16 protein-coding genes and 1 pseudogene are annotated in these 25,091 nt (G+C 63.1%); 3 read left to right on the top strand and 14 right to left on the bottom strand.

Annotation, left to right across the window (positions count from 1 at the left end; all coding sequences use genetic code 11):
* Positions 1–20 precede the first annotated feature (20 nt).
* The 13 genes and pseudogenes from ADBZ6K_RS10465 to ADBZ6K_RS10405 form a co-directional block, all read right to left on the bottom strand.
* Entirely contained in the window at positions 21–1,202 is a 1,182-nt protein-coding gene (locus ADBZ6K_RS10465) for a lipase family protein (RefSeq protein ID WP_526346220.1), read from the bottom strand.
* 168 nt (positions 1,203–1,370) lie between these two features.
* On the bottom strand, positions 1,371–6,986 hold the full coding sequence (locus tag ADBZ6K_RS10460; RefSeq protein WP_526346218.1) for a PQQ-dependent sugar dehydrogenase: 5,616 nt from the start codon (positions 6,984–6,986) through the stop codon (positions 1,371–1,373).
* Positions 6,987–7,796: 810 nt separating this feature from the next.
* Positions 7,797–8,425: pseudogene (locus ADBZ6K_RS10455) on the bottom strand (ISL3 family transposase); the annotation flags it as partial.
* 158 nt (positions 8,426–8,583) lie between these two features.
* Positions 8,584–8,745 (bottom strand): hypothetical protein, encoded by a 162-nt coding sequence (locus ADBZ6K_RS10450; protein WP_526346216.1) that lies wholly within the window; start codon positions 8,743–8,745, stop codon positions 8,584–8,586.
* Between the two features lie 195 nt (positions 8,746–8,940).
* A complete protein-coding gene (locus ADBZ6K_RS10445; RefSeq protein WP_526346214.1) occupies positions 8,941–10,023 on the bottom strand; it encodes a right-handed parallel beta-helix repeat-containing protein in 1,083 nt (360 codons plus the stop codon).
* A gap of 157 nt (positions 10,024–10,180) precedes the next feature.
* The gene (locus ADBZ6K_RS10440) at positions 10,181–10,501 is read right to left on the bottom strand and encodes a DUF732 domain-containing protein (protein ID WP_526346212.1); all 321 of its coding nucleotides are present in this window, start codon (positions 10,499–10,501) and stop codon (positions 10,181–10,183) included.
* A 114-nt stretch (positions 10,502–10,615) separates the two neighbouring features.
* A complete protein-coding gene (locus ADBZ6K_RS10435; protein ID WP_526346210.1) occupies positions 10,616–11,947 on the bottom strand; it encodes a hypothetical protein in 1,332 nt (443 codons plus the stop codon).
* Positions 11,948–12,345: 398 nt separating this feature from the next.
* Positions 12,346–13,647, bottom strand: a complete 1,302-nt coding sequence (locus tag ADBZ6K_RS10430) for a glycosyltransferase family 4 protein (protein ID WP_526346208.1) — start codon at positions 13,645–13,647, stop codon at positions 12,346–12,348.
* Between the two features lie 84 nt (positions 13,648–13,731).
* Positions 13,732–14,706 carry a GDP-L-fucose synthase family protein gene (locus tag ADBZ6K_RS10425; protein WP_526346206.1) on the bottom strand — a complete coding sequence of 325 codons (975 nt, stop codon included), beginning with the start codon at positions 14,704–14,706 and terminating at the stop codon, positions 13,732–13,734.
* Between the two features lie 2 nt (positions 14,707–14,708).
* Complete coding sequence (gene gmd, locus ADBZ6K_RS10420; protein WP_526346204.1) at positions 14,709–15,731, bottom strand: GDP-mannose 4,6-dehydratase; 1,023 nt, start codon at positions 15,729–15,731, stop codon at positions 14,709–14,711.
* 339 nt (positions 15,732–16,070) lie between these two features.
* Positions 16,071–17,645 (bottom strand): glycoside hydrolase family 30 protein, encoded by a 1,575-nt coding sequence (locus ADBZ6K_RS10415; protein WP_526346202.1) that lies wholly within the window; start codon positions 17,643–17,645, stop codon positions 16,071–16,073.
* A 111-nt stretch (positions 17,646–17,756) separates the two neighbouring features.
* The gene (locus ADBZ6K_RS10410; RefSeq protein WP_526346200.1) at positions 17,757–18,869 is read right to left on the bottom strand and encodes a glycosyltransferase; all 1,113 of its coding nucleotides are present in this window, start codon (positions 18,867–18,869) and stop codon (positions 17,757–17,759) included.
* On the bottom strand, positions 18,866–20,158 hold the full coding sequence (locus ADBZ6K_RS10405) for a hypothetical protein (RefSeq protein ID WP_526346198.1): 1,293 nt from the start codon (positions 20,156–20,158) through the stop codon (positions 18,866–18,868). The genes ADBZ6K_RS10410 and ADBZ6K_RS10405 overlap by 4 nt, the downstream gene beginning before the upstream one ends.
* 542 nt (positions 20,159–20,700) lie before the next feature.
* On the opposite strand from ADBZ6K_RS10405, the gene ADBZ6K_RS10400 reads away from it, so the two are divergent.
* Genes ADBZ6K_RS10400 through ADBZ6K_RS10390 form a run of 3 tightly spaced genes read left to right on the top strand, consistent with a single transcriptional unit; the run spans position 20,701 to position 23,966 of the window.
* The gene (locus ADBZ6K_RS10400) at positions 20,701–21,444 is read left to right on the top strand and encodes an SGNH/GDSL hydrolase family protein (RefSeq protein WP_526346196.1); all 744 of its coding nucleotides are present in this window, start codon (positions 20,701–20,703) and stop codon (positions 21,442–21,444) included.
* Positions 21,441–22,589, top strand: coding sequence for a YveK family protein (locus ADBZ6K_RS10395; RefSeq protein ID WP_526346194.1), 1,149 nt, complete (start codon positions 21,441–21,443; stop codon positions 22,587–22,589). Before ADBZ6K_RS10400 ends, ADBZ6K_RS10395 begins: the two co-directional genes overlap by 4 nt.
* 3 nt (positions 22,590–22,592) lie before the next feature.
* Positions 22,593–23,966 (top strand): hypothetical protein, encoded by a 1,374-nt coding sequence (locus ADBZ6K_RS10390; protein WP_526346192.1) that lies wholly within the window; start codon positions 22,593–22,595, stop codon positions 23,964–23,966.
* Here the strand turns inward: ADBZ6K_RS10390 and ADBZ6K_RS10385 are convergent.
* On the bottom strand, positions 23,926–25,089 hold the full coding sequence (locus tag ADBZ6K_RS10385) for a right-handed parallel beta-helix repeat-containing protein (RefSeq protein ID WP_526346190.1): 1,164 nt from the start codon (positions 25,087–25,089) through the stop codon (positions 23,926–23,928). The two genes, ADBZ6K_RS10390 and ADBZ6K_RS10385, sit on opposite strands and share 41 nt — an antisense overlap.
* Between the last annotated feature and the right edge of the window lie 2 nt (positions 25,090–25,091).

The following is a 25,091-nucleotide window of genomic DNA, read 5'->3' as shown; positions in this document are numbered from 1 at the left end:
GACGGAGACAATTCGTCGCATCAGCGCGGCTTCCGCGTTGCGCAGCCGTTCTCAACGGATTCACCGGCGAACCGGCCTCGGAGCCACTCCAGTTGGCTGAGAGTGTCCAGGTCCGCGTGGCCCTTTCCGGACTCCGCGGTCTCAAGAACGATTCCACCCAAATCGCAAGCCCGATCGATCGCCCGCTCAGTCCACTGGTGGTCGACGAACTTGTCGCTCGTGCCGTACACCACCGACAGTGGAGCATTCAACATTCGCTGAGGTACCGCCCACGCTTCGACGAGACTACGCAGCCGATCGGCGGCTTGCGCTGAGCTCGGGGAGATGTCGGCAGGGGGTATTTTGCGGGCCAGGGAGGTCCGCTTCGCTGCCGTGCCGGAGCCGTCGCAGGCTAGGAGCGCACCCCAGTTCTGCGCCGCAAACCCACGCCGGTAGTCATCCAGGTTGAGGTCCGGGTGAATCTGTGCCAACGAAGCGAGTACCCACAGGAACGGGACCATCTGCTCTTCGGTCAATCTGTTGTCCACGGCCTTGTCGACGGCACCCGACACATCCGCCGTTGGCGCCATTGCAACCGCGCCGACCAGGTCCAGTTCCGGAGCGTAGTCCGCGGATTGCTCGTCGGCAGACCAGACCGCGCCGCCGCCTTGGGAGAGGCCGAATCCGGACCAACGCGACGATACGCCGGGAAAGGTGGCCCGCAGCGCCCGCACGGAATCGATGACGTTGTAGCCGGCGGTGTGCGAGTCGAGATAGGGGTGCACCCCAGCGGCCCCCAGGCCCTGATAGTCGGCGACGGTGACAGCAAAGCCGGCTTCCACGATCTGCTCGACGAGCGGTGCGAGGTCCGAGAGGTTCGGAGAAAGCGAGGGGGCGCACGGTTGCTGTATCCCCGTCGTGCCGTGGCCGATCGCCACGACCGGCCAGCCATCGGCCGGCGGCGCGTCGGCCGGCACGGCAACGATGCCCGAAACCACGGTCGGCTGGCCCGTGTTGGCGTCAGTCGATCGGTACGTGATTCTCGCCACTCTCCCGCTGTCAACGATCGTTTCGACTGCGGGAGCGGACATGGCGGTGACCACCGATCCGGGTGCCGCTCCAGTCAGATCGGCCGAAGCGATCGGCGTAGGCGGGCCCGCCGGCTGCCTCGTGATGCCGCCGACCAGCCCACATGCGGTGAGTCCGAGCGTCAACACCGACACCAGACATACCACAGCCCTGGGTCGGTCACGGGTAGCCACATCGTTACGCTACCCATCTGCGGCACAGCCGTCCTGCGCTGCAGATCGTCGCCGTTGCCTCGTTCGAAGATGCCTGCCCCATCTCCCCTCTTCGACAAAGGGGAGATGGGGCAGGCATCTTCGAGCGAACTACGCCGTCGACTGGACGGTGTCGATGACGCTGATCGTTCCCGTGTCGCGGTTGGCGATATACGCATACGTACCGCTTGGCGCAATCGCGGCAGCCCATGCGTTCTTGCTATCCGGGACCACCGCGACCGTTGCCTTGGTGGTGGTGTCGACAACCGTCACCAGGCCGGCGGGCTGCGTCTCACTGACGATGCTGGTGACGTACAGGTAGCGGCCATCAGGGCTGAGCGTCACCGACTTCGGCAGCGCCGTCACCGGCAGGCTGTCGACCACCGTGTTGGTGGAGGTGTCGATCACCGAGACGGTACCTGAGCCGCTGTTGGCGACGTAGGCACGGTTGCCCTGGGACGCCACCGAAACAGGTGCAACCCCAACGCCGATGGTCTTCGTCACGGTGTTTGTCGTGGCGTCGATGACTGACACGGTGTTATCCAGCTTGTTGGTCACATACACGCGATTTCCGTTGACGGCAATGCCGTTGGGCTGCCGCCCCACCACGATGTTCTTGACGACGGTGTTGGTTGCCGTGTCGATGACCGACACATTGTGGCTGTCGGAATTGGTGACATACAGCTGGCTACCTCCGGGAGATACCACGGCGTTCCAGGGTCGTCGACCCACGTTGACCGTGCCGATCACCGCGTTGGTGGCGGCGTTGATCACGGAGACGGTTCCCGAGTGATAGTTCACGACATACAGGCGTGTGCTATCCGGATTCGTTGCGACACCGAGAGGTCCATCGCCGACCGTGATGGTCGTCATCGGAACACCCGTGCTCGCGTTGATGACCGTAACGGTATCGGAGTTTATATTGCTCACGTATGCCCGCGTCCCGATGGGGTTGAACGTCACGCCGATCGGATGAGCACCGACGTTGATCGTCTTGGTCACAGGCAGGCTCGGCGGTGAGGCCGCCTGCCACGTGTAGGTCACGGTTTTGGTGGAAACGCCGCCGTGATTGTCGCTTGTCGTGACGGTGAACGTGTCGGTGGTACCCGCGCCGCTGCTCTGGAAGTAGGCGAGATCCGGTGTGTAGGTGAATCGTCCACCACCGTTGTTGGTAACCGTCCCGTGTGCGGCCTGGCTCGACGAGCTGACGAGCTCATCGCCGTCGTCATCGGTACCTGACACCTGATACGTCGCTACACCTGTTGTCGGAGTGGAACTTCCGACTTGGCCGACGGCCGTCGCCGGGGCAACGTTGGCGGCATCGCGATCAATGGACAGTGTGGTGCCCACGATTGAGACGGCGCCGTTGTCCCGCTTGAGGACGTAGGCGTATGTCCCGTTGGGCGCCACGGCGACAGCACGCGCCTTGGCGGTCGGCAGTACGGCGACCGTGGTGTTGGTCGCCGCCTCGATCACCGAGAGCGTGCCGCCCTGCGTGCTTGTACCCACGGCTGCGACATACAGGTACTTTCCGTCGGGGCTGACGCTGACCGACCGTGGGTTAGCACCCACCGCCATCTTGCCAATCACTGTGTTCGTTGCCTTGTCGATGACCGACACGGTGTTCGAGGTGCCGTTCGTGACGTAGATCCGCGTGCTGTCAGGAGACACCGCAACAGCCGACGGACCGTTGCCGGCGCCGAGGTTGATCGTGTTCGTGACGGTTCCATTCGTCGTGTCGATCACCGAGACGGTGTTCGACACGCTGTTGGTGACGTACGCGCGGGTTCCCTTGATCGCTATGGCAGTTGGCGATTGACCGACATTGATCGTCTTGGTGACGGTGTTCGTGGCGGTATCGATGAGCGAGACGGTGTTGCTTCCGGAGTTGGTGACGTAGACGCGCGTTCCGTCCGCGGTGGTCGCCAGGCCGGAGGGCGCGTTGCCCACGTTGATGTTGCTCGATACCGCGTTGGTGTTGTTGTTGACAACGGAAACAGTGTTGCTCTTCTGATTCGCCACGTACACGCGAGTGGCGTCCGGGCTGATAGCGATAGCGGTTGGGCCTTTACCGACGACGATATGCCGGACCGCGTTTGTCGTCGTGTTGATCAGCGTGAGCGTGTTGGAGTCGTAGTTGGTGACATATGCCCGCGTGCCGGACGGCACGAAGGCCACCGCACTCGGACCGTTGCCGACCTTGACCTCACCCGTGGTCGGCACTTCCTTCGACACCAGCGATACGGTCACCGGGATCGAGACCTGGCCACCGTCCGCATCGGACACCTTGATCGTGAATCGGTCCACCTGCTGTTCGGCGGTGGCGTTCAGAGCGACCGCGTTGTGGCGAGCTTGGTAGGTAGGTGTGTACACCCACGCCCCAGTGGACGAATTCACACTCGCCGTACCCTTGGTGGGCGCCTTGACCACCGTATAGGTCATCGGATCGCCATCTCGCTGAACCACATTGACGATTCCCGTCACCACCCCGTTCGTTCGGGACGGGACGCCCACCGATGCCGGGGACGTGACGACGAGCCCGGATGGGCCGTCGAAGACGAGGTTGTAGGTGGTGTTGGTTGCGGGCGTGACGATCGTGTGTGTCTGCGCCTTTCCATCGGACCAGTTGTTGAAGACCAGCTGCCCGCCGTCCACATACTGCGGCGAGGGGGCATCGAGGATTCGTTCAACGCCGACAACGGCTCGCTCGGTGTAGACGCCCTTCCTCGGTATGCCGTCGATCGTGTATATGGCGTCGGGATTGTTGGGATTGAACGTGAGGTTCACCAGACGCGGCTTGACGTCGACGTACTTTGTCGTGGACAACCCGCTGCTGTCGGTGACGGTGAGGTTGATCCGGTACCAGGTCGTGTCGATGTTCTCCGCGCTGCGCGGGATGGTGACACTGCCGGACGGGCCGATGATGTTGTCTTCGAACGGATGCGTGTGGTCGGCGTGGTGCAGCACGACTGACCATTTGTAGGCGCTGTCGGGAAGTGTGCCGTCTTCTGCATCGGTGGCGGTAGCCCGGAACGAGATGATGTCCCCCGCCGAGTACAGCGAGTTGTTCGCCGGCGTGATGATGTTGACCGTCGGCGGAGTGCTGCCCACGGTGATCTTCTGGGTTGCCTGGCTCGTCCTGACACCGTCACTGACGGTCAGCGTGACGTTGTAGGTGCCCTTGGTGTTGAACGTCTTGGCCGGGTTGGCCGCCGTTGACGTGGTGCCGTCCCCGAAGTTCCAGGCGTAGGTCAGCGGGGCGCCTTCGGGGTCGCTCGAGCCTTGAGACGAGAAGTTCACCGCCAAAGGCGCTTGTCCGTAGTTCGGCGTCGCGGTGATGACCGCCGTCGGTGCCCGGTTGCCGCTCGCCGGGGCGATACGCCAGAGCTTGCCGTCGGCGATGGTCAATTGGTAGATGCTGCCGTCCGGCGCCTGGACCATCTTCACCGTGGATCCAGCCTGGGTGTCGAACATGCGTTCACTGATCAAGCTCGTAAAGTTGGGATCGAAGGTGAGTTCTTTGATCCAGCCGACTGCGTAGTCGGCAATGAAGACCTTGTTATTGGCACCGTCCCCCCCGAACGCCGAGCCGTTGTAGACCATCACCGAAGTGATCGCTCCGGCGCTGGCTGGCGGGTCGGTGTGCTTGTAGACGTAGATCGGGTTGATGTACGAGCAACCGGTGCAGGTGCCTTCGGCCTGAGGCCAACCGTAGTTGCCCCCCGGCGTTACGAGGTTCAGCTCTTCCCACGTCGCTTGACCCACATCGCCGACCAGCATCTTGCCGTCCGGCGTGAAGGTGAAGCGGAATGGGTTGCGGAAACCATAGGCGTAGATCTGCGGGATCGCGCCCGGAGTGTTGACGAATGGGTTGTCGGCCGGGGCACTGCCGTCCGCATTGAGCCGCAGGATTTTGCCGTGAATGTTCGACAGATCCTGGGAGTTCGGCCCGTAGGTGTTGTCACCCACCGCCCAATACAACTTGCCATCGGGACCGAACTCGATCTCACCGCCGTGATGAATATTGTTGGCCGGCTGGTCTGATTCCATGAGCACGTATTCCGATGCGGGGTTGGCAACATCTCCCGTCACCTTGAATCGCGACAACCGGTCGCGGTTCGCCGCGGTCGTATACGCGATATAGATATAGCCGTTGCTGCTGAAGTTCGGATCGACCTCGATTCCGACCAGTCCACGCTCGTTATCCGTCTTGGTCGGTACCGTCAGCATGGGTTGCTCATGCAGGTGCCCGTCGTGGTACACCATTACCGTTCCGTCTTTTTCGGTGATCAGAATGCGGCCATCGGGCAGCACCTCGAAGTCGGTCGGCTTGTCAAGCCCCGTAATCAGTTCGGTCCGCTCGAATTCGGCCGGCACTGCGGCAGGTGCCGCCGCCGCCGCCGTCACCACGGGTTCCACCGGCTCCACCTTCGCCGCGGCGACCGGCGCGACGACCTGGTTGATCTCGGGGAACGCCTCGCCCAGCTGGCGACGGGCCCACCCCAACACCGCGAGCAGTATCGGCGACTCCGGCGGTGTGCCAGCTGGATCCTGTGATGCCAGGAAAGGAGATAGGGCAGCCGTCAGCAGATCAGTCACGACTTTGGTGATCGTCTGCGGTACCACCTTCTGCTGCACGGTGGTTGACTCCAGCGTCTGCCCCGGGGTCGAGGCGAACGCCTTGGGGATGGGCGCCGATCCGCCAAGATTCCCGGCCAGCGTCACGTGCGACAACGGCACGACGACCCCTTCCGACGAATGCTCCGACTGCTGTTCGTCAAGGGTTGCTGCGTCCTTGTCCGTCAAGCCACCGTCAGCGTCGCGCTCCGTACTCTTCGACGTTGACGTTGATGTTGACGTTGACGTTGACGTTGACGTTGAAACAGACGAACCGATGCCGCGCGTTGGAACCGATTGGAAATCATCATATTTCGAATCGGAGTCCTTGACGGGTCGCACCATCGTCGTGACGGGGGTGTCAGTCGGCGCTTCGACGTCCGGTGTCAGCTCACCGTCGCCATCACCCGTATCCGGAAGGCTGGGCTCGTCGTCATCGCCGTCCGCCGCGACCGATCCATCGTCTGCAGGTTGCGGCGTGTGTACGTCGGTGACGTTCGGTTCGTCGTCCGTTTTGACCGCGTCGGTGTCGGTGTTGTCCGTCTGGACGGAGCCTTCGTCCCCGGAAGCATCGTCGGTGTCAGTTGTATCGGTCGTCGTCCGGCCGCTGTCGGCGCGGGATTGTTCACCCCGCTTGTCGGGCTTGCTCTCCGATGGGGAGGTCGAAGTGGCAGGATCACTTGCCCCGCCGTCAGATTCGTCCGTCGCCGTCTTGGTGGCCGGTCGATCAGCCGACTGCTTGGAAGTGCTCTTCGTCGCCACTTTGGGACTCTTGGATGATGACGACTCGGACTCGCTGCCGGTCGAATCAGACGAGGACGAGGAGGCACCGGACGAATCGTCCGCCAGCGCCACCGGTGGAGCCGCGACAATCGCGCCACCCACGCCGAGCATGACCGCGAGTGCACCGACCCTGCCAACGTATTTGGCGTAGGTACTGGTCTTTGACCGTCGCGAAGCCGAAGCATTCGCCAGCACCGACCTTGCCGGCAACGCGGTGGCAACCGCGCGCTCAGCTGAGCCGGTCAGTTCGCCGAGATGAGCTACCAGCGCCCCCGACGCCTCGACCGCAGCATGATCCGTGTGGCGTGCACGTAACTCTGATGACATCGTCCCCCCTGCTCGAAACACCGCGATGCGGCGGCGTTTATTTGTCGCTCTCTTTGTTGTGTTCGCACCATGAACCGCACAGCATTGCATTTGACGTGAAGTCCTTGGCGAACGCTGCGCCTAGTTAATGGGTGTGACAATTCGTATCGTGTCTGCCTGCAGCATAGGACACTAGGTTACAAAGTGCACCCGAATGTGCGAGTTTGGCAAATTTTCTCTCCATAACTGTTCTCGCATGTGGCGGTACAAACGACGACTTGGGGCCCTCTGCGAGGGCCTCCAGGAAATGGGAGAGGCATGATCGTTACGGAATGCCGCGGCCGCTTGCGATCGGCGATGCCCCACATACTCAAACCGATTCGGTGATTTCCGCGGGATGCGCCGCATTGCCACCTCATCGTCGAGGCGTCGTGGCACCTGTCACCGGGCGCCGTGCGGCAGTGGGGGGGCGCGCGAGACTGCACAGATTTGGTTGGACGGGCCAACTTGGCGCACGCATGGGCTGTCCGCGCGGGCGGTCATGCGTCGGCGGCGGACCGCGGCTGGTCGCCTGACGATGCCGTGAGCGATTGACACGATGGGGCCGCGACGATCACGGCAAACCATCACCGCGTAGTCGACCATCGGGCAGTGGACTTCTGTCGGGATCGACCGCGCCGCGGGGTACCGTCACATTTCTTCGAGCTACTGCTCGGCGAATGCCGTTGCGACCGCGGTCATCGCGCACCGTTGGGCGATAGTGGCAACTGTGACCGCCACGTCGAGCTGTCCGGCGATCCGGTCTCGGTGCACCGCGACTGACTCCCAGGTCGCGCAGAAGCGGTAGAACCGGTCAACGGCAGTGGTGATCTCGTAGCGCAGTCCGCCGCGGTCAGCGCACGAAAGCAGTTCGCGCAGTAGCTCTTTGGCGATCCATGCTGCGGCGATGTCCTCGTTGGGGTCGGCGGACAGCAGCTTGGCGAACAGCGTGGCGCGCTGGTCTGCGGTGAGCCGCTGGGCACCGCGCAGCAGCCGGCGGCGGGTTGATCCACTCAACGTCGGCCTTGCGGCCGCGCCGGCCCCGCTGGGCCCAGGTGACCCGGCGGCGCACCGCATCGATCATCTCGTTGGCCCTTTTGACCAGATGGAACCGGTCGGCGATCACGACCGCCTGCGGCAACGTCTCGCGCGCGACCCGGGTGTAGGCCGCTGAGCGGTCGATGGCCACGTGGGTGATCGCCGTCCTCCACGTGGGATCCTGAGCCGCCAGCCAGTCAGATCACCACCGCGGAGTTTCTCCCGTTGATCTGGGCCAGCAGGCCCCGCTCGCCGGTGATGTCGACCAGACCGGTGTCCCAGCGATCCACCCACACCCGCCGCCCGGTGGCTGGGTCGGATTCCCATTTCGCTTTGCCCCGCCGGGTCTCGTCGATGCCGAGCACCGCAACCGGAGCCGGCTCGGTATTCAGAACACCCAGCTCACAGGGGCGCGGCCCCCAATCAATCACCGACACGAAACAATGTCGGACAACACCAGACCCCCACCAAGTGCGAGGAGCGCTATTTCATCGAAAAGCCTCACCCGGTGCCGGCGCCCGCGCTTCGGCGATGGCCGACGCTAGGTACTTGTGGATGGTTTGCGATCGACGCCCAGCGCCCGATGAATCTGCACCTCGAGATCGCCCGGCATGCCAATGCGGAACATCTCCACGAAATAAGTGACCGCTGACAGCCGGCCCACCCGATGGCTTGTCTCGAGGGTCGGGTGGGCGATCGCCATGTGCTGACCAGGACCGTGCGTGTGGCCCTATCGTGAACCGACCGCCGTCACCGGCCATCGCGCCGAATTCACCTGTAGCACTTCGATATCGATGAGTTCCGCCCTGCCGTTGGCATGTCGATCCCCGGCCGACCATCGGCGCGCACCAACGCGGGTCGCACGAGCGAACGGGGCGAGTTCGCGTGCGGAGCGAATCTAGGGGGTGTCGATGGGCGCATCGTCGCGCATGAACCCGGACGCCTGGATCCTGTCAGCGGGGACGTTCGAATAGATGGCCGGTAGGTCGGTCCTGGTCAGTCGGATATCGTGGATCGAGACGTCGCTGACATCACCCCCGCCGACCGCCTCGACGGTGATGTTGCGCTCAGCGGTCGCGGGGGTGTCGGCAATCGTCAGGTCGGAAATTCTCACACCCGCGATTGGCAAATACCCGCTGTAGACGGCGATCGCACCCTTCATCACCCTCGGCGCGGTGTTGGCGTTGGTGATCGATCCTCCCGATATTTCGACTCCGTTCACCGGACTCGTGAATATGGGATCGGCCTGCGAGGTGATCAATACACCGGCGCTACTCGTATTCGAGACGTTGATATTCCGGAACACGATGTTCTCGCCGCCCGAGACGATCAAGCCGCGTGCCTGCGTCGTGCCGTTCACCACCGGAGAATCGATAACGATGTCGCGGCACGGTGGACCCCGATAGCCCCGATATCGATCGGTGTAGGACACGACGGAAATACCATCGTCCCCGGTTCTCTCCGTGAGGGCGTTGTTGACCTGCCCCGCACTGGAGCCGGCCGACATCGCGATTCCGTCGGCGCGCGTATCCCGCACCGTCACTTGATCGAGGCGGAAATTGCTTGCGCCTGCGATGTAAACACCCGCGGCAGCCGAACCCGTGATCGTCACATTACTCAACGTCACACCATCGGCGCGCACCAGAAGTTTATGTTGATCGGTGCCGTAATAGCGCTGGCCCGCCAAGGGAGCGGCGAGATTCATATTGCGAATCGACACGCCGTCCGCCCATATCTGAAGCCCGGAGCGCGCGTCGTTGGTGGCGACCAACGTCGCGCCGTTGCCGTCGATCTGAACGCCGGGCACGCGAATCGTGAGGATATCGCTGTGCTGGTAGGTTCCCGGCTCGAGGACGAGCGTCTGGCCCGGGGCGAGTTGATCGAGTTCGGCCTGGAGATGTGCCGTGGCGTCACCGGGCGGAATGCCTGACGCCGCCGGGGCCAATACCACCCCCGTGGCGAGCGTCACGACGGCCGCCACTGCCGCAATAATGGCGACAAACGGCCTTGGCGTGCCGTTACTACCCCGGTATCCGCTCCACCGCATATTGCGCCGCACGCCCTTCCAGTTCCCTCTAATGCCGGGATTTCGCTCCCGGCTTATGCGAGGCCCCTGATCGAAGAGTACCGGTAGAGGTCTAGCCCTTCTGCGGGCAATAGGCGGTGATGGCCAACCGGCCGAACGCGACCATCTGGTCTTGGCTGTAATTGGTGCGGCTGTGCAGGTACTTCGCCGCTTCGTCGATGTTGCTCATGCCGGGTCCGACTATTCCGCACAGCGTTTTGGCGTACGAAATGGCGCTGGCTTCGGTTCCATAGTCCAGGCCACGGTCGTTGAGTGCAGCTATGAAAGCATCATCGGTGGGAGTAGCCGACGCCGGCGCGGCCAGGGCCGACTGCAGCCCGAAGGCAACAAAACCTGCGGCGAGTACGCGAAGCAATACCGGTGAAAATCTCATTCGACCAGTATCCCCCATAGCCGCGCTCGCCGCCCATTTTGGAATGGCACAAACCCGGGGGGCAGCGAATGGCGAGGACGCGCGTGCCAAACGAGCTGCACAGCGCCGTGGCGGCTAGGCCGTGTCGATCGCGTCCGGATTCGCGTGAGCGTCGTGCGCGGCAGGCAAGTCCCGCTCGTCAGGCACGATGAGCGCGGCCCTCAGTGCCCGCTCTACCTTCTCGCCGTCGAACTGGCTCGGGAAGTACGTCGCGCTCAGCTGCAGCTCCCCTTTGGCGGCGCTGCAGATTGCGATCGTGAGGTGAGAACCCGTCGCGGGAGGTGCCGCGATCAGGACCTGCCGGTTTGTGCTCGCCGAGAAATTGAACAGTTTCGGGATCCCCGCCCTGCTGACATCGGTGAACGTGATCGTCGCCTTCCCGTCCGGCCGACCGGGCGCCGGTGCCCAACCCCGGCGCGGCTTTCGTGACGTGAACACCGAACGAACCCGCTCAAGTGCGATGTGCCCCAACAGCTTCACAACCGGACGCGTAGATCTGATGCTCTCTGCCACATCGGACCCGAATTGCTCGTACGTCGAGTTCTTCCCGTACCGCACGGTCACGACGCCAGCCAAGTTGGCGTAGGTGTTGCGACCGCGAGGCAGAAAGCGGCGGAGGTCAACGAGCACTTCGACACCGGAATCGACGGCAATGCCTTCTGCCTCCAGAGCCCTGCAGACCGAGAGCATCGTCACCGCCGACGGGCTCGCCGCGATACCGCTTGCCTTCATGAACTGGTTGAGTCGCGATATGTGATCCGACGCGCTTGTCGCGACGACCGCTTGATAGGGCTCTTCGGGCGCACGCACTCGTGCCTGTCCCGTGCCGCGGCGGAGTACGGAGCCCACGATCACGCGGAGTACCCGAGCAAACGCGTCGAACAACGCAGAGAAGGCGTCCACGGCGCACTGAAGCGGGGCCGAGCGCACGGAGTTCAAGAGCGCCAACGCCAATGGGAATCTGACGTTCGGCTCAACTGCCGGCGTGTACGTGTCGACACTGGATGCCCACGTAATTGCGGCCGCGACATCGACCATGAAGCAGGCGTCCCCCACGCTGTGGTCGAAGTAAAGGATGAGGGTATCGCCCTGTTCGGCAACGGCCATCGGTACATCCGGCGAAGTTCCCAGGACGGCGTTCAGCATGCCAACGCGCTGATCCCTCGATCGCGCACCCGCAGGGACTTCGATGACTGCCCGCTGCGGATAGTCGTGGTCGAACTCCCAGCCGCTGGTTCCCGGGCGGGGCATCAAGCCGATTCTGTTCAGTGCATCCTCGCGCGAGAAGGCCTTGAGCGACTTGACAATCGCCTCGCGGCCAGCGGGTGCGACCGGACCGACACAAACCCAGACGGGCGTACCGACGAAGAGCCGATCGAGCCCACCAATCCGGACCTTATCGGACATCGGTCACTCGATCGGGCGCACAGCCATACGTCACCATTCCGCCCCGTCTCGTATAGCGCTGGCTACCTCGCGGGTCGGGTCCCATACCTCGCAGTAGTGTGCCTTCGACATCCCTTGATCCCTCCACCCGGGCTGCCCGACGGCGCGCAGGCCCGAGCCCGACTGCGCCGCTCGCGTATGGTCCGCGCGGGCCCAGGCGGGCACAACGAGCGTAACCTACTTTGCCGCCGGGCAGTCGGCAAGTTCGCCCCTGGGCGAAGGCCGCTTCTGAACCGCAGCGTCCCGCCCGTGGGTGCGACACATGGGTCGTCGTCCTGCTGGAATGGATCGGTTGCCAAACCCGCACCTGGCGGTGACACAGCGCGGGAACCGAGCGCACCGGCAACCTCTGAGCGCCCTCAGGCCGAGCGCCGCTCCACCGAGCGCAGTCCGTTCGCCACAGGAAGCTCGTGGGTGGATGCGAGGGTACCGGCCGCTTCCCCGGCCATCTCACGGCACCACCTGTCATAGCTTGCGATCGCGCTGCCGGCGCTCAGTACATCGTCGGCGTAGGACTTGCCGCGGGCACCCAGCCGAGACCTGAGTTGATCGTCGGCTCCCAGTTGCCGCGCCGCGTCGAGAAGTGCGCTCGGCTGCCCTGGTGGCACGATGATTCCCGCTCCCGACGCCCGGAGCTCCTCTGCCGAGCCACTGTGCGGATCCGTCGCCGCCAGAACAGGTTTCCCTGCCACGAAGTAGGACGTGAGCTTGCTCGGCACCGCCATCTCGCCAACACCGGGCCGTTCGTTGACGAGCAGCACGTCGGCGGCGTCCAGCGCGAGCCGGAATTCATCGGCCGGCAGCGGGTTCAACAGGTTCACGCTCTCGACACCCGTGGACAGTTCGTCGAGCAGTTCGCGCTGATTTCCGTCGCCCACCATGACGAACCGCACCCTCTTGTCGTGGGCGTTGGAGCTGTCGGCGAGCCGTCCAGCGGCGACGACGTTCTCCAGGCCCTGCTTGACGCCCATGTTGCCGGTATGCAGCACGACGAGCTCGTCCGGTTTCCAGCCGAGCCGACGACGCGTCTCAGCGGGATCCGCACTCTTCGGCGACTCGCCGATGTGAGTCCAGTTGCGAATCACGTTGATCTTGTCTTCGTGCAAACCCATGTCCTGCAGGACCTCGGCGAAGCGATGGTGAATCGCCGCAACCGAACTCGCGACGCGAAGCGCCCCGACTTCCAGCCGCTTCGTCGCGTTCGCCGCCCGCCCGCTCATCGCGCCGGTCTCGACCACACCCTTGCTGTAGATGTCCTGGACGATCACGCCGACGGGGATTCGCGCCATTCGGGCGCGAGCCACGACCGCCACCGTCGACAGGAGCGTCGGGCTCACGGCGATGACGGCGTCGGGCTTGTTCAATCCGTGCATCGACACCGCACGGGCGAAGCTGGCCTCCATCAGGATGCGCCCACGCGCACTCGGACGCTCCGGCACGTGATGACGCAAACGTCGGACATCGACACCGTTGATGCGCTCCGTATAGCTGCGTTCGCCGACGAATGCGTCGTTGACACGCCACTCCGGATAGTGCGGCAGTCCGGTGATCACCGTGACGCTGTGGCCCAGCCGAGTCAGTCCTTCGGCGATGCCGGTCGTGTACGGTGCGATGCCGGTGACCTCGGGAGCGTAGTTGATACCGACAACGGTGATTCTCAAGGCAATGACCTCACTAACGGGTATGGATGACCGATTTCGGCGACGTCGACCGATGCCATCCGAACAGGGCGGCAATTTCGCATGTCAGCTGCGCACGACCGACTCGTGCTCCCGGTACCACGCGACCGTGCTTCGAATGCCGTCCCCAAGGCTGATCGAAGGACGCCACCCAGTGCTGAAAAGCAGGTTCACATCAAGCAGTTTGCGCGGTGTGCCATCAGGTTTAGTTGTGTCCCAGTGGGTTTCACCCTCGAACCCGACAGCGTCGGCCACGATGTCGGAGATCTCGCGGATCGTCTGGTCTTCACCCGTCCCGACGTTGACCTGCGCGGGACCGTCATAGTGCTCAAGCAGATGCAGGCAGGCCGAAGCCATATCGTCGGCGTGAAGGAACTCCCGCTTCGGTGTCCCTGTCCCCCAGTTCATTACGACACCCTCGCCACTGGCTCGAGCGGCTTCGTATCGACGAATGAGGGCCGGCAGGACGTGCGAATTAGTCGGGGAGAAGTTGTCTCCCGGACCGTACAGATTGGTCGGCATGGCGGAGATCCATGGCAACCCGTATTGACGCCGCACCGATTGAACTTGGAGGATCCCGGCGATCTTGGCTATCGCGTATGCATCGTTCGTGGGTTCGAGAGGTCCGGTCAGCAGGTAGTCCTCGCGAATCGGCTGCGGCGCCAGTTTCGGGTAGATACACGACGAACCGAGGAACAGCAGCCGATTGACCCCGTACTTCAACGCCGCGTCGAGCACGTTGACCTGGATCTGAAGGTTGTCGGAGATGAAATCGACAGGGTAGGTGTTGTTGGCGAGGATGCCGCCCACCTTTGCGGCTGCCAGAATCACCAGTTCGGGACGCATGCTGTCGAAGAACTCGAACGTCGCATCACGATTCTTCAGGTCCAGTTGTGCGTGCGTACGCACGATGATGTTGGTGAATCCCGCCGCCAGCAGCTGGCGCTGTATCGCGGAACCAACCATGCCCCGATGCCCTGCGATGTAGACCGGCGTATCCCGGTCTATCGGCATCGGAACGACAACGTCAGCGGGATTCATCCTCAACTCCACGAAGCCAATGCAGGCTCGTCAACCCAGATCCGGCCGGCGCATTCCAACGCGGCGACATCCGCGTCGACCATGATGCGTGCCAGTTCGGGTGTGCGCACCGACGGACGCCAACCGAGCAACTCGTCCGCACGGCTTGCGTCGCCGATGAGAGAATCGACCTCCGTCGGCCGCAGGTACCGCTCGTCGAAGCGGACGTGGTCCTGCCAGTCCAGTCCGACATGGTCGAACGCTGCCTCAAGGAAGTCCCGCACGGTGTACGCGTCCCCGGTGGCCAGCACGTAGTCACGCGGCTCGTCTGCCTGCAGCATCCGCCACATACCCTCGACGTACTCGGGCGCGTACCCCCAGTCACGCACGGCGTCGAGGTTGCCCAGATAAATCTCCTTGTCGACGCCGGCCTTGATCCGCGCCGCCGCCCGGGTGATCTTACGGGTTACGAAAGTCTCACCACGCCTTGGTGACTCGTGATTGAACAGGATCCCGTTGACCGCGAACATGTCGTATGCCTCGCGATAGTTGCGCGTGATCCAGTACGAGTACACCTTCGCCGCGCCGTAGGGCGATCGCGGGTAGAACAGCGTGTCCTCATTCTGCGGCGGGGGCGACGCGCCGAACATCTCAGAGCTGGAGGCCTGATAGAAGCGGCAGGGCACCTTGCTGATCCGGACCGCCTCCAACAGGCGGATGGACCCGATACCCGTCGTGTCACCGGTGTGTTCCGGTTCGTCGAAGCTGACGCGCACATGCGACTGCGCGGCGAGGTTGTATACCTCATCGGGCTCGATGGACGACAACAGCGTCACCAATCGAGCACCGTCGCTGAGGTCGCCGTAGTGAAGGAACAACCGCGCGTCCGGATCATGCGGGTCGACGTACAGATGATCGATCCGGCCGGTATTGAAGGTCGATGAACGGCGAATCAGGCCGTGCACCTCATAGCCTTTGGCGAGCAGCAACTCCGCCAGGTAGGAACCGTCCTGTCCGGTAATACCGGTGATCAGCGCCTTCTTCAATGGAATCCTTCTCCCAAATTGTTGGCTCTGTCCACGCATTAGCGCTCGACTCCAGGGGACATAATGCGGTCCACCATTTGAAGGCAAGACTCAAGACGCACGCGCATGTGATGCAAAGCACAGTTACAACAGCGTTCGGGAACGGAGAACTCACAACTCCCAAGACTGTGGAGATTCTCGACCCGATTTCTCGCACCGATGCGATAAGCAAACTCTCTCATGGTCGTTGAGAGACCTCAACCTGAGTCGCTATTGTGATCGACCGATCTTCATCACACTAGCAGCAAAGAGTCGTTCTTCCTGCACATCGCCGGTCGCGGTCGCCGTTCAGACGCGCGCTCACGACCCGGTCAGGGAGAACGAAAAGGTACTCAACTCGCCTGGCGCCATCGTTACGGGAAGAACGGCGCCATATGGAGAGTAAACGATTCGGAAACTGCGAGACACGGCGGCATCATTGTAGCAATACAAGACGACGGTGTCGTCGGGATTCCTGAATGCGGTGGTGATAACGTCGCCTGGCAATTGAGCGGTCGGGGGCATATCGCGTTCCACCACATAGGGTTTCCCCCAGCTTGTGGAGCTAACCCTGACCGCTCCCGGCTGCAGCGCCGTCGACAGCTGCGCAAGCACGTAGTACTCGGGACTCCTGACGATGTCACCGGAACCGTCTGACGGCACAGTTACCACACCTCGGCGCCCCGGCGAGTACGGTGTCGGGTTTCCGCCCTCGTCCAGCGCGAGATTCCACAGGGTGTACACGGTCGTCCCGCCATTGAGCGACGACACCAAAAGGCTCGCCATCCTTGCGGTGGTGTATGCGACCGATTCATCGAGCCGCGACCGGAATTCTGTCATCCAGGTCTCGACCCGAGGAAATTGCTTTCGGAAGTCCGACTGCGTCGACGCGGCGCCGACATACCCGTGCCAGGCGACAATATCCAACGGCGAGAAGCTGAGGTCCTTGAACATCGCGGTGACCTCTGGTTCGCGTGACCAATTGTCGTCGACCAGGTAAATCCTGGTTGTCTTTCCGGCAGCGTCCAGCATATTCCGCAGCCTGCGGGCAGTGGTTTCGTGGGTGTTGATCGTCATGTGAGCGGTGCTGAACGGCTCATTCAACGGGGTCACAGCGTACAAAGGGATCCCGGCACGTTCATACTCTTCAACCGAGCGAAACAGGTACCGGGCCCAGATGTCAATATTCGATACGCCGAGCTGGTTCGACGGGGATTGGACCAATGCCGCGTCTCTCAGCATCCACCTGGGGTGAAACCAGGGCGCCCCGATGACACGAACATCGGGATTGATCTCCAGTATCTCGTGGAGGATGGGGATGATGTAGCGCTCGTCCCGCGCGATCGAGAAGCCGCGCAGATCCGGATCCGTCTCGCCCAACGGCACGTCGTTGTATGTGTACAGCTCCGTCTGCGCCCTGAAGTCGGAGTCGCCCAGGCATATTCGCACAACGGACCATTGGCATCCGCCGACCGGTCCGAACAGGTCCTGCAGCAGTTCCCTGCGCTGCTCCCCCGACAGGTACGTCCACAAGCAGTAGGCCGCACTGTCCGTCAGCGCGGCTCCCACCCCGAAGAACGTCTGATCGGACTTGTGAGAGTCGATCACCACATCGTCAGGTCCCGGCTCCACATTCGACCGCTCAAGCTCGGTCGTTCGCTCCTCCATGACGCTGGAGCGATCCACCAGCGTCTTGGTATGGCGTACCGTCAGCGTCGGCCCGGACTCTCCAAGGCAGGCCGTCGCCGCGGCTGTCGACCCCACCACACCCAGAAGCTTCAACAAGGCGCGCCGGTCGATCGCGCGAGCCCCGGTCATTGGTTCACGCCTTTCATCCTGGACGCCGCGCCTCCCCGTGCCGACGTAATGGTCGTTTGTTCCAAGACCGGATTCCACCAGTCACACGACGATAAGCCAATCTCGGGGCTTCACCCCCGGCATTCGGTACCGCGCTTGGCCCAGCGCCGAGGATGCCGCTCGGGGAACGCGACGTCGAACCGGCCCCAACTAGGCCATCATCGATTTGATGCCCTCGGTGAAGTTGAGAATCATGTCATCGATCGACGGGTATTGCTTGGCTTGATGGTGACGAACCTCACCGTTGTCGCTCGTGCGGCTCAGTGCCAGATCCGCGAAGCTCTTGACTCCGTTGTGCGAAACGAACACGTCGACACCCGGCGTGAGGTATTCGTATTCGGGCGCGTGAAACTCCCAATCCGTCGACAGGATCGGCACGCCCAGCGCGATGCATTCCACGGCCAGCAAGCCGACTCTGCCGGGGTTCAGCAGCCCCTGGGAAACCCTGGAGATCATCGCCTTCTCCTGTGCACCGACATACCCCAGCAGGATGGCCTGGCCGCGCTGAGCTGCGGGTGACAGCAGATTCTCCTGATCGCCCTTCCCGCCGATGAGCACTTTCACGGCGGGATCCAGTTGCCAGAGAACGTCGAGGACGTCGACCAGGAAGTCGACGCGTTTCGATGCGTCCAGGCCACCGATGTACCCGAAAGTCTTCCCCGGGGTCAGACCGTGACGTTCCTGAAATTCGCCGATCTCCTCGGGCTGGAGCGATTCATACGTCTTCAGCACGTTGGAAACATCCGTCGAATTCATCACCGGTGTGACGTTCGCAGTTTCCACGCCTGCCGCCCGTGCGAACTCGGCGCCCGATTTGGTGTAGGCGAACACATGATCGCTCCGTCGCATCTGACGGCGCTCAACTGCAAGGTCGACGGGGTGGCCGGGGTTGGTGAAGGGTTTGACGTGACCCCAGACCCCCACTCGCCGCCCGGAGAACCGTTTGATCAGCAGCTCCCTGTGCAGATCCAGCGACGTGCCGCGCAGCTCCATCACGACACCATCGCAGTCACGCCAATGCTTGTCGCTGCCGTAGAAACGAATCGTGCGGCTACCCACCTCTATTCGGCGGGGATCTGCCAGGCGAAGCCACTCCAGGTCCTCGGCGGCATCACCGCGAACGGCCTGAGCACCTCCGGGGCGTCCGGCCACGACGAAACAGTCAATATCGAAGTCGCACAACCGATTTATCAGCCCGGCGAACAGGTTGACGCGATACCGCGGCACATACTCCTGGACAATGGCGACGCGCAGACGGCTCATGTCTCCTCCCCGGTGGTGATCTTGACGGGTCGCACTTCATCACCGTGCTTCAGATTCTCGTTGTCGTGTGGACCAGGAGGCCCGCCGGCGGCGAGCAGCTTCCGGTACACAGCGTTGGCCGGCAGCACGAAGACGACGGGATTGGTCAGCGCCGCCACGACAAGCCCGACCACCAGAGCGCCATCGACGCCGTCGAGCATATAGCCGACAACGAATCCCGCGGTGGCGATCGTGACCAGAGTCACCCGGCCTGCGGCCACCAGGCCATTCCTCCCGAGCAGGTGCAATACCACCGCGTCGATGCTGGCAAAGCCGCTGAGAATGGCCAGGAACCCCACCAGCGCCAGGCCGACCAACAGCGCGTGAGAACTGACACCGCGGAATCCAACTCCCGATATCCATGCCAGCAGCAGTACGACAGGCACGAGCACCGTGGCCAGGCCGCCCAGCCGGCGCGCCAAGCTGCGGCCCCTTGTGATGAGTGCCGCTGTCGGGGACAAGGACTCACGTGTGACGCTGTCTACCGCGAGATTCATCGCGAATGCCATGAAAACCAAGTTGAGGGGCCCCAGGACTGTCTGCGCGAGACGCACACCACCCAGGTACGTCGAAGGCCCGAACCCGCCCAGTATCAGCAGCGGAACGGCCGCCATCAGCTGGCCGGCAAGAAAGTCCGTCAGGAGGTGGCTGGCGGGGCGCAGATATGGCCGCCGGGGAGAGAACTGCGTGATCGGGGAAACGCGAAACACCAGGACAATGAACGGAAGAAACCACGAGCCAAGTACCGAGATGAAGTACAGCGCCACGTCCCCGGTGCTCCAGAGCACAACCGGGGTGAGCAACGAGGCAACGAGGCGGGCACCGTCGGCGATGACGAGATCGCCTCGGCAATCGAGTGACATCGCTCGGTACCGCATCCACTCGGACCACAACGGTGCCGTGCTCGCAATCGCCAGCACCGCGGTCGTCGACGTGCTGAAGTAGCCGAAAAAGAGGACAGTGCAGCCAAATATCAGCGCCGTCAGCAATGCCGCGGCGAACACGTAAACCACCTTGACGTGTGCCGATTTGTCCTGGCGCATCTGCACGAGCGACGCCTGGTACAAAAACGCCGCGACCGCCCCGCTGACCACCTGCACGAGCAGAACCAACAAGGCGAAATGGACGAAGTCGGAAGGGTTCATGAAAACGGCCGCGGCGACCATGACATACGCGCCGGATGCCGACGCCATCGCCTGCGACACCAGAAGCGGGTTGCCGGTTATCAGCCTCCAGACCGAGCCGATCACCTACCGCTCCTCGCTGCTGTTGCGCTCCATGGGCGGGGCACCGCGCGGCGGGCGTCCGAACCATCTTCTCTCACAGAGTGACGACATCCGCTGAAACTTTCGCCTCGCAACGACAAAGTGTGAGATGTCCCTCAGACGGCGCCACCACACGCGAGCAGCACGCGTGCTAGCCGAGTGACCTCGCTACGCCGGGTCGCCTGCGCCGAATATCCGAACTGATACTCTCCCATGTCGAAGGCCCATTCCGGACGCCGGTCACCCGGCACCGTGACGAGAGTGTCGCACGGAATGGCGCGGGCCGCATTTCAAAAGGCCAGCATACCGCCAATACACCGAACAAAGAATGTGAGATCGCGGCTCAGGACTGGCACTTTCCGCATGCTCCGTTACCGTAAGTACATCCCTGTTCGGCGCATCTGGACGTGCCGTTCCGTCTAAATGGGGCGTTCGAAGGAGATGAATTGAGGATGGGCGTGCGCATAAAGCGACCGACAGCTCGAGGAGCGTGGCGCACTATCGGGTGGCCAATGGTCGTTCTCTCAGTGGTGTTCGCCATCGCGGTCGGCACGGTCGTCGTCGCTGCTCAGCGGGATAGAGACGCCAGGGCACTCGCGGCTGAACTCGCACCCAAGCCGACCGCGGCACCCGCCACGGCGGCAACGCCCACGCCCGATGCACAGACGCGGACTCGCCGAGTGGTGGTCATCGGCGATTCGTACACCGGAGGTTCCGACGAAGGTGGCCGCGGCAAGAACGGCTGGGCAAAACTTGTCGAACAACAACTCGACGATAGCGGCATGCCGACAGCCGTAACGGTTGCCGCAATGGGGGGCATCGGTTACGCCGCCACCAAGGACGGCATCAATTTCACGCAGATCGCCAGGCGAGTCGCCGATACCGAAAGTCTCCACGACGCGGACGTCGTCGTTGTGTTCGGCAGTCGCAATGACATCACCTATCCCGCTGGGGGTGTCGCCGACGCGGCCCGCCAGACCTTCGCGACCATCCAAGAAAGCCTGCCCGATGCCAAGCTCATCGTGATCGGGCCGGAATGGCAGAGTGAGACCCCGCCCGCGCAGTTGCTGGTGCTGCGGGATGCGGTGGCCGCAGAAGCTGTAGTCGCCGGCGCCGAGTTCGTTGATGCACTCACAGGTCAATGGTTCACCCGCGCTGAACCGGATCTGATCGGCAGGGACGGTATCCACCCGACTGATGCGGGACACAGGAAACTGGCTTCGGTGATCTATCCGGTCATCAGGTCCGCGCTTGAGGAGCAACCCCAATGACGAACCCGCGCAACACAAAATCGCTTACGAAACTCATCCCGGCCGCCATGGGTAACCTCGCCGTCGGGTTCACGCTGTTCGCCGTCATCGGCGTGATCGTCGGTTCGCTGTGGGCTGCGACGAGGGCCACCGAGTACAACGCGACGACGCTCTACTACCTGCGTCCGCCCGAGACGACGGACGCCACACAAGCCCTGACCGCGGATATGTACTCGTTCAACAGGGCCAAACTCTATGTGTCGCTGTTCACGAGTACCGAACTCGCGGATCGCGCGGCCAAGCGCATTCGGTCCGACAAGTCGCCAAGCGAGTTGGCAGCGTCGGTTTCCGCTAGCGATGTCTATCAGACCTCGTTGATCTCGGTGACGGTCACTGCACCGACGAGCGATGAGGCGCTGCTGATCGCACGTGGATACGCATCCGAAGTACCTTCGTACGCAGCGCATGTGGAGAAGGACAGCGGTCTTCGCAATGCCGCCGGTCTGATCGCCCCGGTTGACGGTCCCCGTACCAGCGAGGCCAGTACCGGTGGATGGATGCTCCCCGCGATCGCGGGAGCCGCATTCGGACTGATCGGCGCCCTGCTTTCGCTGTGGTACCGCCGGCGCTTCCTGGTCGACGACCTCGTCTCCATCAGTGCATCGCTGGGTATCTCCCCCTACGTCGAACTCGATTCCCGCGATCCCGACGCCGTCGATCGGCTGACCGCTCGCGTCATGTCCGACCCGGAGATCAAGCACGTCCTCACGCTCGCCAGCCCCACCCAGGGCGACGGAGCTAAGGCGCTCGCCGAGGCAATGGCGGAATCCGGTGATCGGCTCGACATCGCTGTGCGCGTTGTGAATTCCGACGGGCATCCGCAGGCGTCCGACGATCTGAAACTGACCTGGCGCGGCGTACTGGAAGAGACGCCGACACGCCACGTTCACACGGCAGGACCACTTTTGGTGGTCGCCCGCCGGTATGCCACCACGAAGAGCGGTCTGCAGAACACGGTGCGACTTCTGAGCGCCAGCGGTCTCGATCCGGCCGGCGTCGTCGTCCTCAAGGGCCGCAGCCTCCGTTCGAGGTTCGGGCGTTCGCGTTCCGGCGGATCCGGCGAACGGGCCGAATCGCCCACGCCGGCAGTCCCTGTCGGAGGCTGAGCGTTGACGAACGCCGTACTGCTCCTCGTCGGGGTGCTTGCGTGTGTTTTCTGCGTCGTGATGGCGCGGACGCGCAACCCCGCCAACTGGTCCCCGGCCGCAATGGCTTTCACGTTCATGATTGTGGCGCTCTTCGGGCCCTCGCTGTGGACGTGGTCACGCTACTCCGGCGGTGCCGGATTGCCGGACACGGTCGACTCCTCGACACCACTCGATTCCGCGGCGACTCCTCCGTTGGTGTGGGCCACGGTCGGCGCCGCTGTGGCCACCTTGCTGATTCCGGCAGCGCAAGTCACCGCCGACAAGTACTTTCTGGGACGCACGCACGCCGGCGTGACGCCCAACCTGCCCGTTGCGCGGAACTCGGATGACGAACGCACCACCCGCGCCCGTGCAAACGAAAACGGTTCTTCCGGAGCCCGATTCATGCTCGTCGCGATGGTCGTGACGTACGGGGTCTGGCTGTTGGGCCAGGGCCCCAGTGTGTTGAACCGTGTCGAGTACCTGCAGACGGACGGCGAGCCCACGCTGCTTCGTGCCACCTACCCGGCGGGAGTCGTGCTGGCCCTCGCCTCGCTGTGGCTGGCCTCCAACGACCGCTCCGCCATCGTGCGATGGGCGACCTACGCGATGGCCGTCGTGTGGTTCGTCAGCCTTTCCTCTGTTGGGACGCGGACGGCCGTCGCCTTCCCGCTGCTGTTCGCCGTGATCATGATCAGGAAGGGCACCGCTCGCAACCGCCTCAACGCGGGTGCACTGATCATCGGGTGTGTGGCGGCGGTCGCCGTCGTCATCACGTTCGGCGTCACGCAGGACGCGCGGCAGTACCCGCATGGACTCCTCAACTACTGGTCGCTGCTCACGGGCGTGCTCGACGGGAATGCGCTGACAACGACATTGCAGCGGCTGACGTCATCGATTTTCGCCGCGCATCCCATTATCGAGCGCTCTGCGCTTACTCAGGTCGATCCGTCGTTCCTCATCGCCAACGCCAACCCGATACCCGGTACGGCGCAGCCGGCTGAGCTGGAGCGGCTGTGGCCATATGAGTGGGTACCGCTCGCATTCGTCGGCACCTGGTACTCCGCACTGGGCACGCTGGCACAGGTGTTCCTCTTCGGCTCGATGGCTTACTCCTGTGGAATCACAATGCACAACCTGCGATTGGGCCGTCTTCAGGCAGCCAGCATCCTGCCTGTCGGCCTGGCGGTGCTCATGGCGCTGCTGTCGATCCAGTACCCGTCCCGGATGGTGTTCCGGATCTTCTCGATCGCGGTGATGTTGGCCGTGCTGTCCTACCTCGTGCGATCTCGCAGATCCCGGCGGGCTGACCTCGTCACTCGTCGTGAACCACAAGAGGCATTGGCGGCACGATAGAGTAGCTCGCGCGCAGCAGCGGACCGAATGTGTTCTCACTCTGGTACTGAAGCGGTCGCATGGAGGACATGATCGGAGCACCGCTGTTGCCTGCCTGGGTGATCGGACCGTAGTGTCCCCCAATGATTTTCGACGTCGTCGAACGAATCAGCGGGATGGGAGACCGGTCGCCGATACCGTTGGTCAGGACGCTGTCGACGGTGTGCCCGGCGATCCAGCCACCTGATTCCTGATCGAGAACCGGCCAGCGCCCGCCTCCGACGAGATCGGCTGCCGATTCGTCGGCGTACACGATGCGAAAGTCCCTGGCATCCAACCCCTCGTTGCCGAATTTGCATCGGGTGATGACCATTCCGGCCCCGCTGTTGACATCTGTCGGTGCCGGCACGAACCAGACGTCTATCCGTGGCACGCCGTCATACGGGCGGAAACGAAGAAAGTCGTTGTTGTAGATATAGGTGTTGTTCCCGCCACGATCAAGTCGGATGTGGATTCGATTGGTCAGGAACTCGTTGTCGGAGATGGTCGTTCCGTCGGTGAGTCCCGACAGTGAAACGCCGACCGACGACGTGCAGTTGCTGGACTGAAAGATGTTCCGCTGGATCTTCCAGTACGGATGATCCGTGCTGTGCGTCGAGATCGAGGCGGTCGAGTAGTCGACGAATGAGCAGTCGGTCACCACGAACAGGTCGTTGACGTTGACGTCTGTACTCCTGTTGCGGACATGTCCCATACCGCCCTTGAAACGAATGCCCTGCAGCAGCAGTTGCGGCCACCGACGATCCGAATCGAGAAAGTAGGTATCCGGCGACAGCGTCACCACGGTGGCGCCCTGGCCGGCGCCTACGACTCGTGGAGACGGTAGATCGAGTGCGGGGCCGTCGAAGCGATACCGCCCCGGGGGAAGATAGATCGGCTGCCCCGATTCCGCGGCCGCGCGGAAGGCGCCCGTGGAGTCATCGACTCCGGTCGCGTCAGCGCCCCCGCCGAACTGCTCGTCGGTAACGACCGCATACGACGACGGGTCGATACTGAGGTACAGCGGCAGTTCTTGCGAGGGCGGTTCAGTCGGCGCCGACAGATCGTCGTCCGCCTGCCATCCGCCGGGGTTATAGGCGTACAAGC

The sequence above is a fragment of the Mycobacterium sp. genome (genome assembly GCF_044223235.1).
GTDB lineage: Bacteria > Actinomycetota > Actinomycetes > Mycobacteriales > Mycobacteriaceae > Mycobacterium.
Note: the sequence above shows the minus strand (reverse complement) of the source record. Positions and strands in the feature narration are given on the sequence as shown.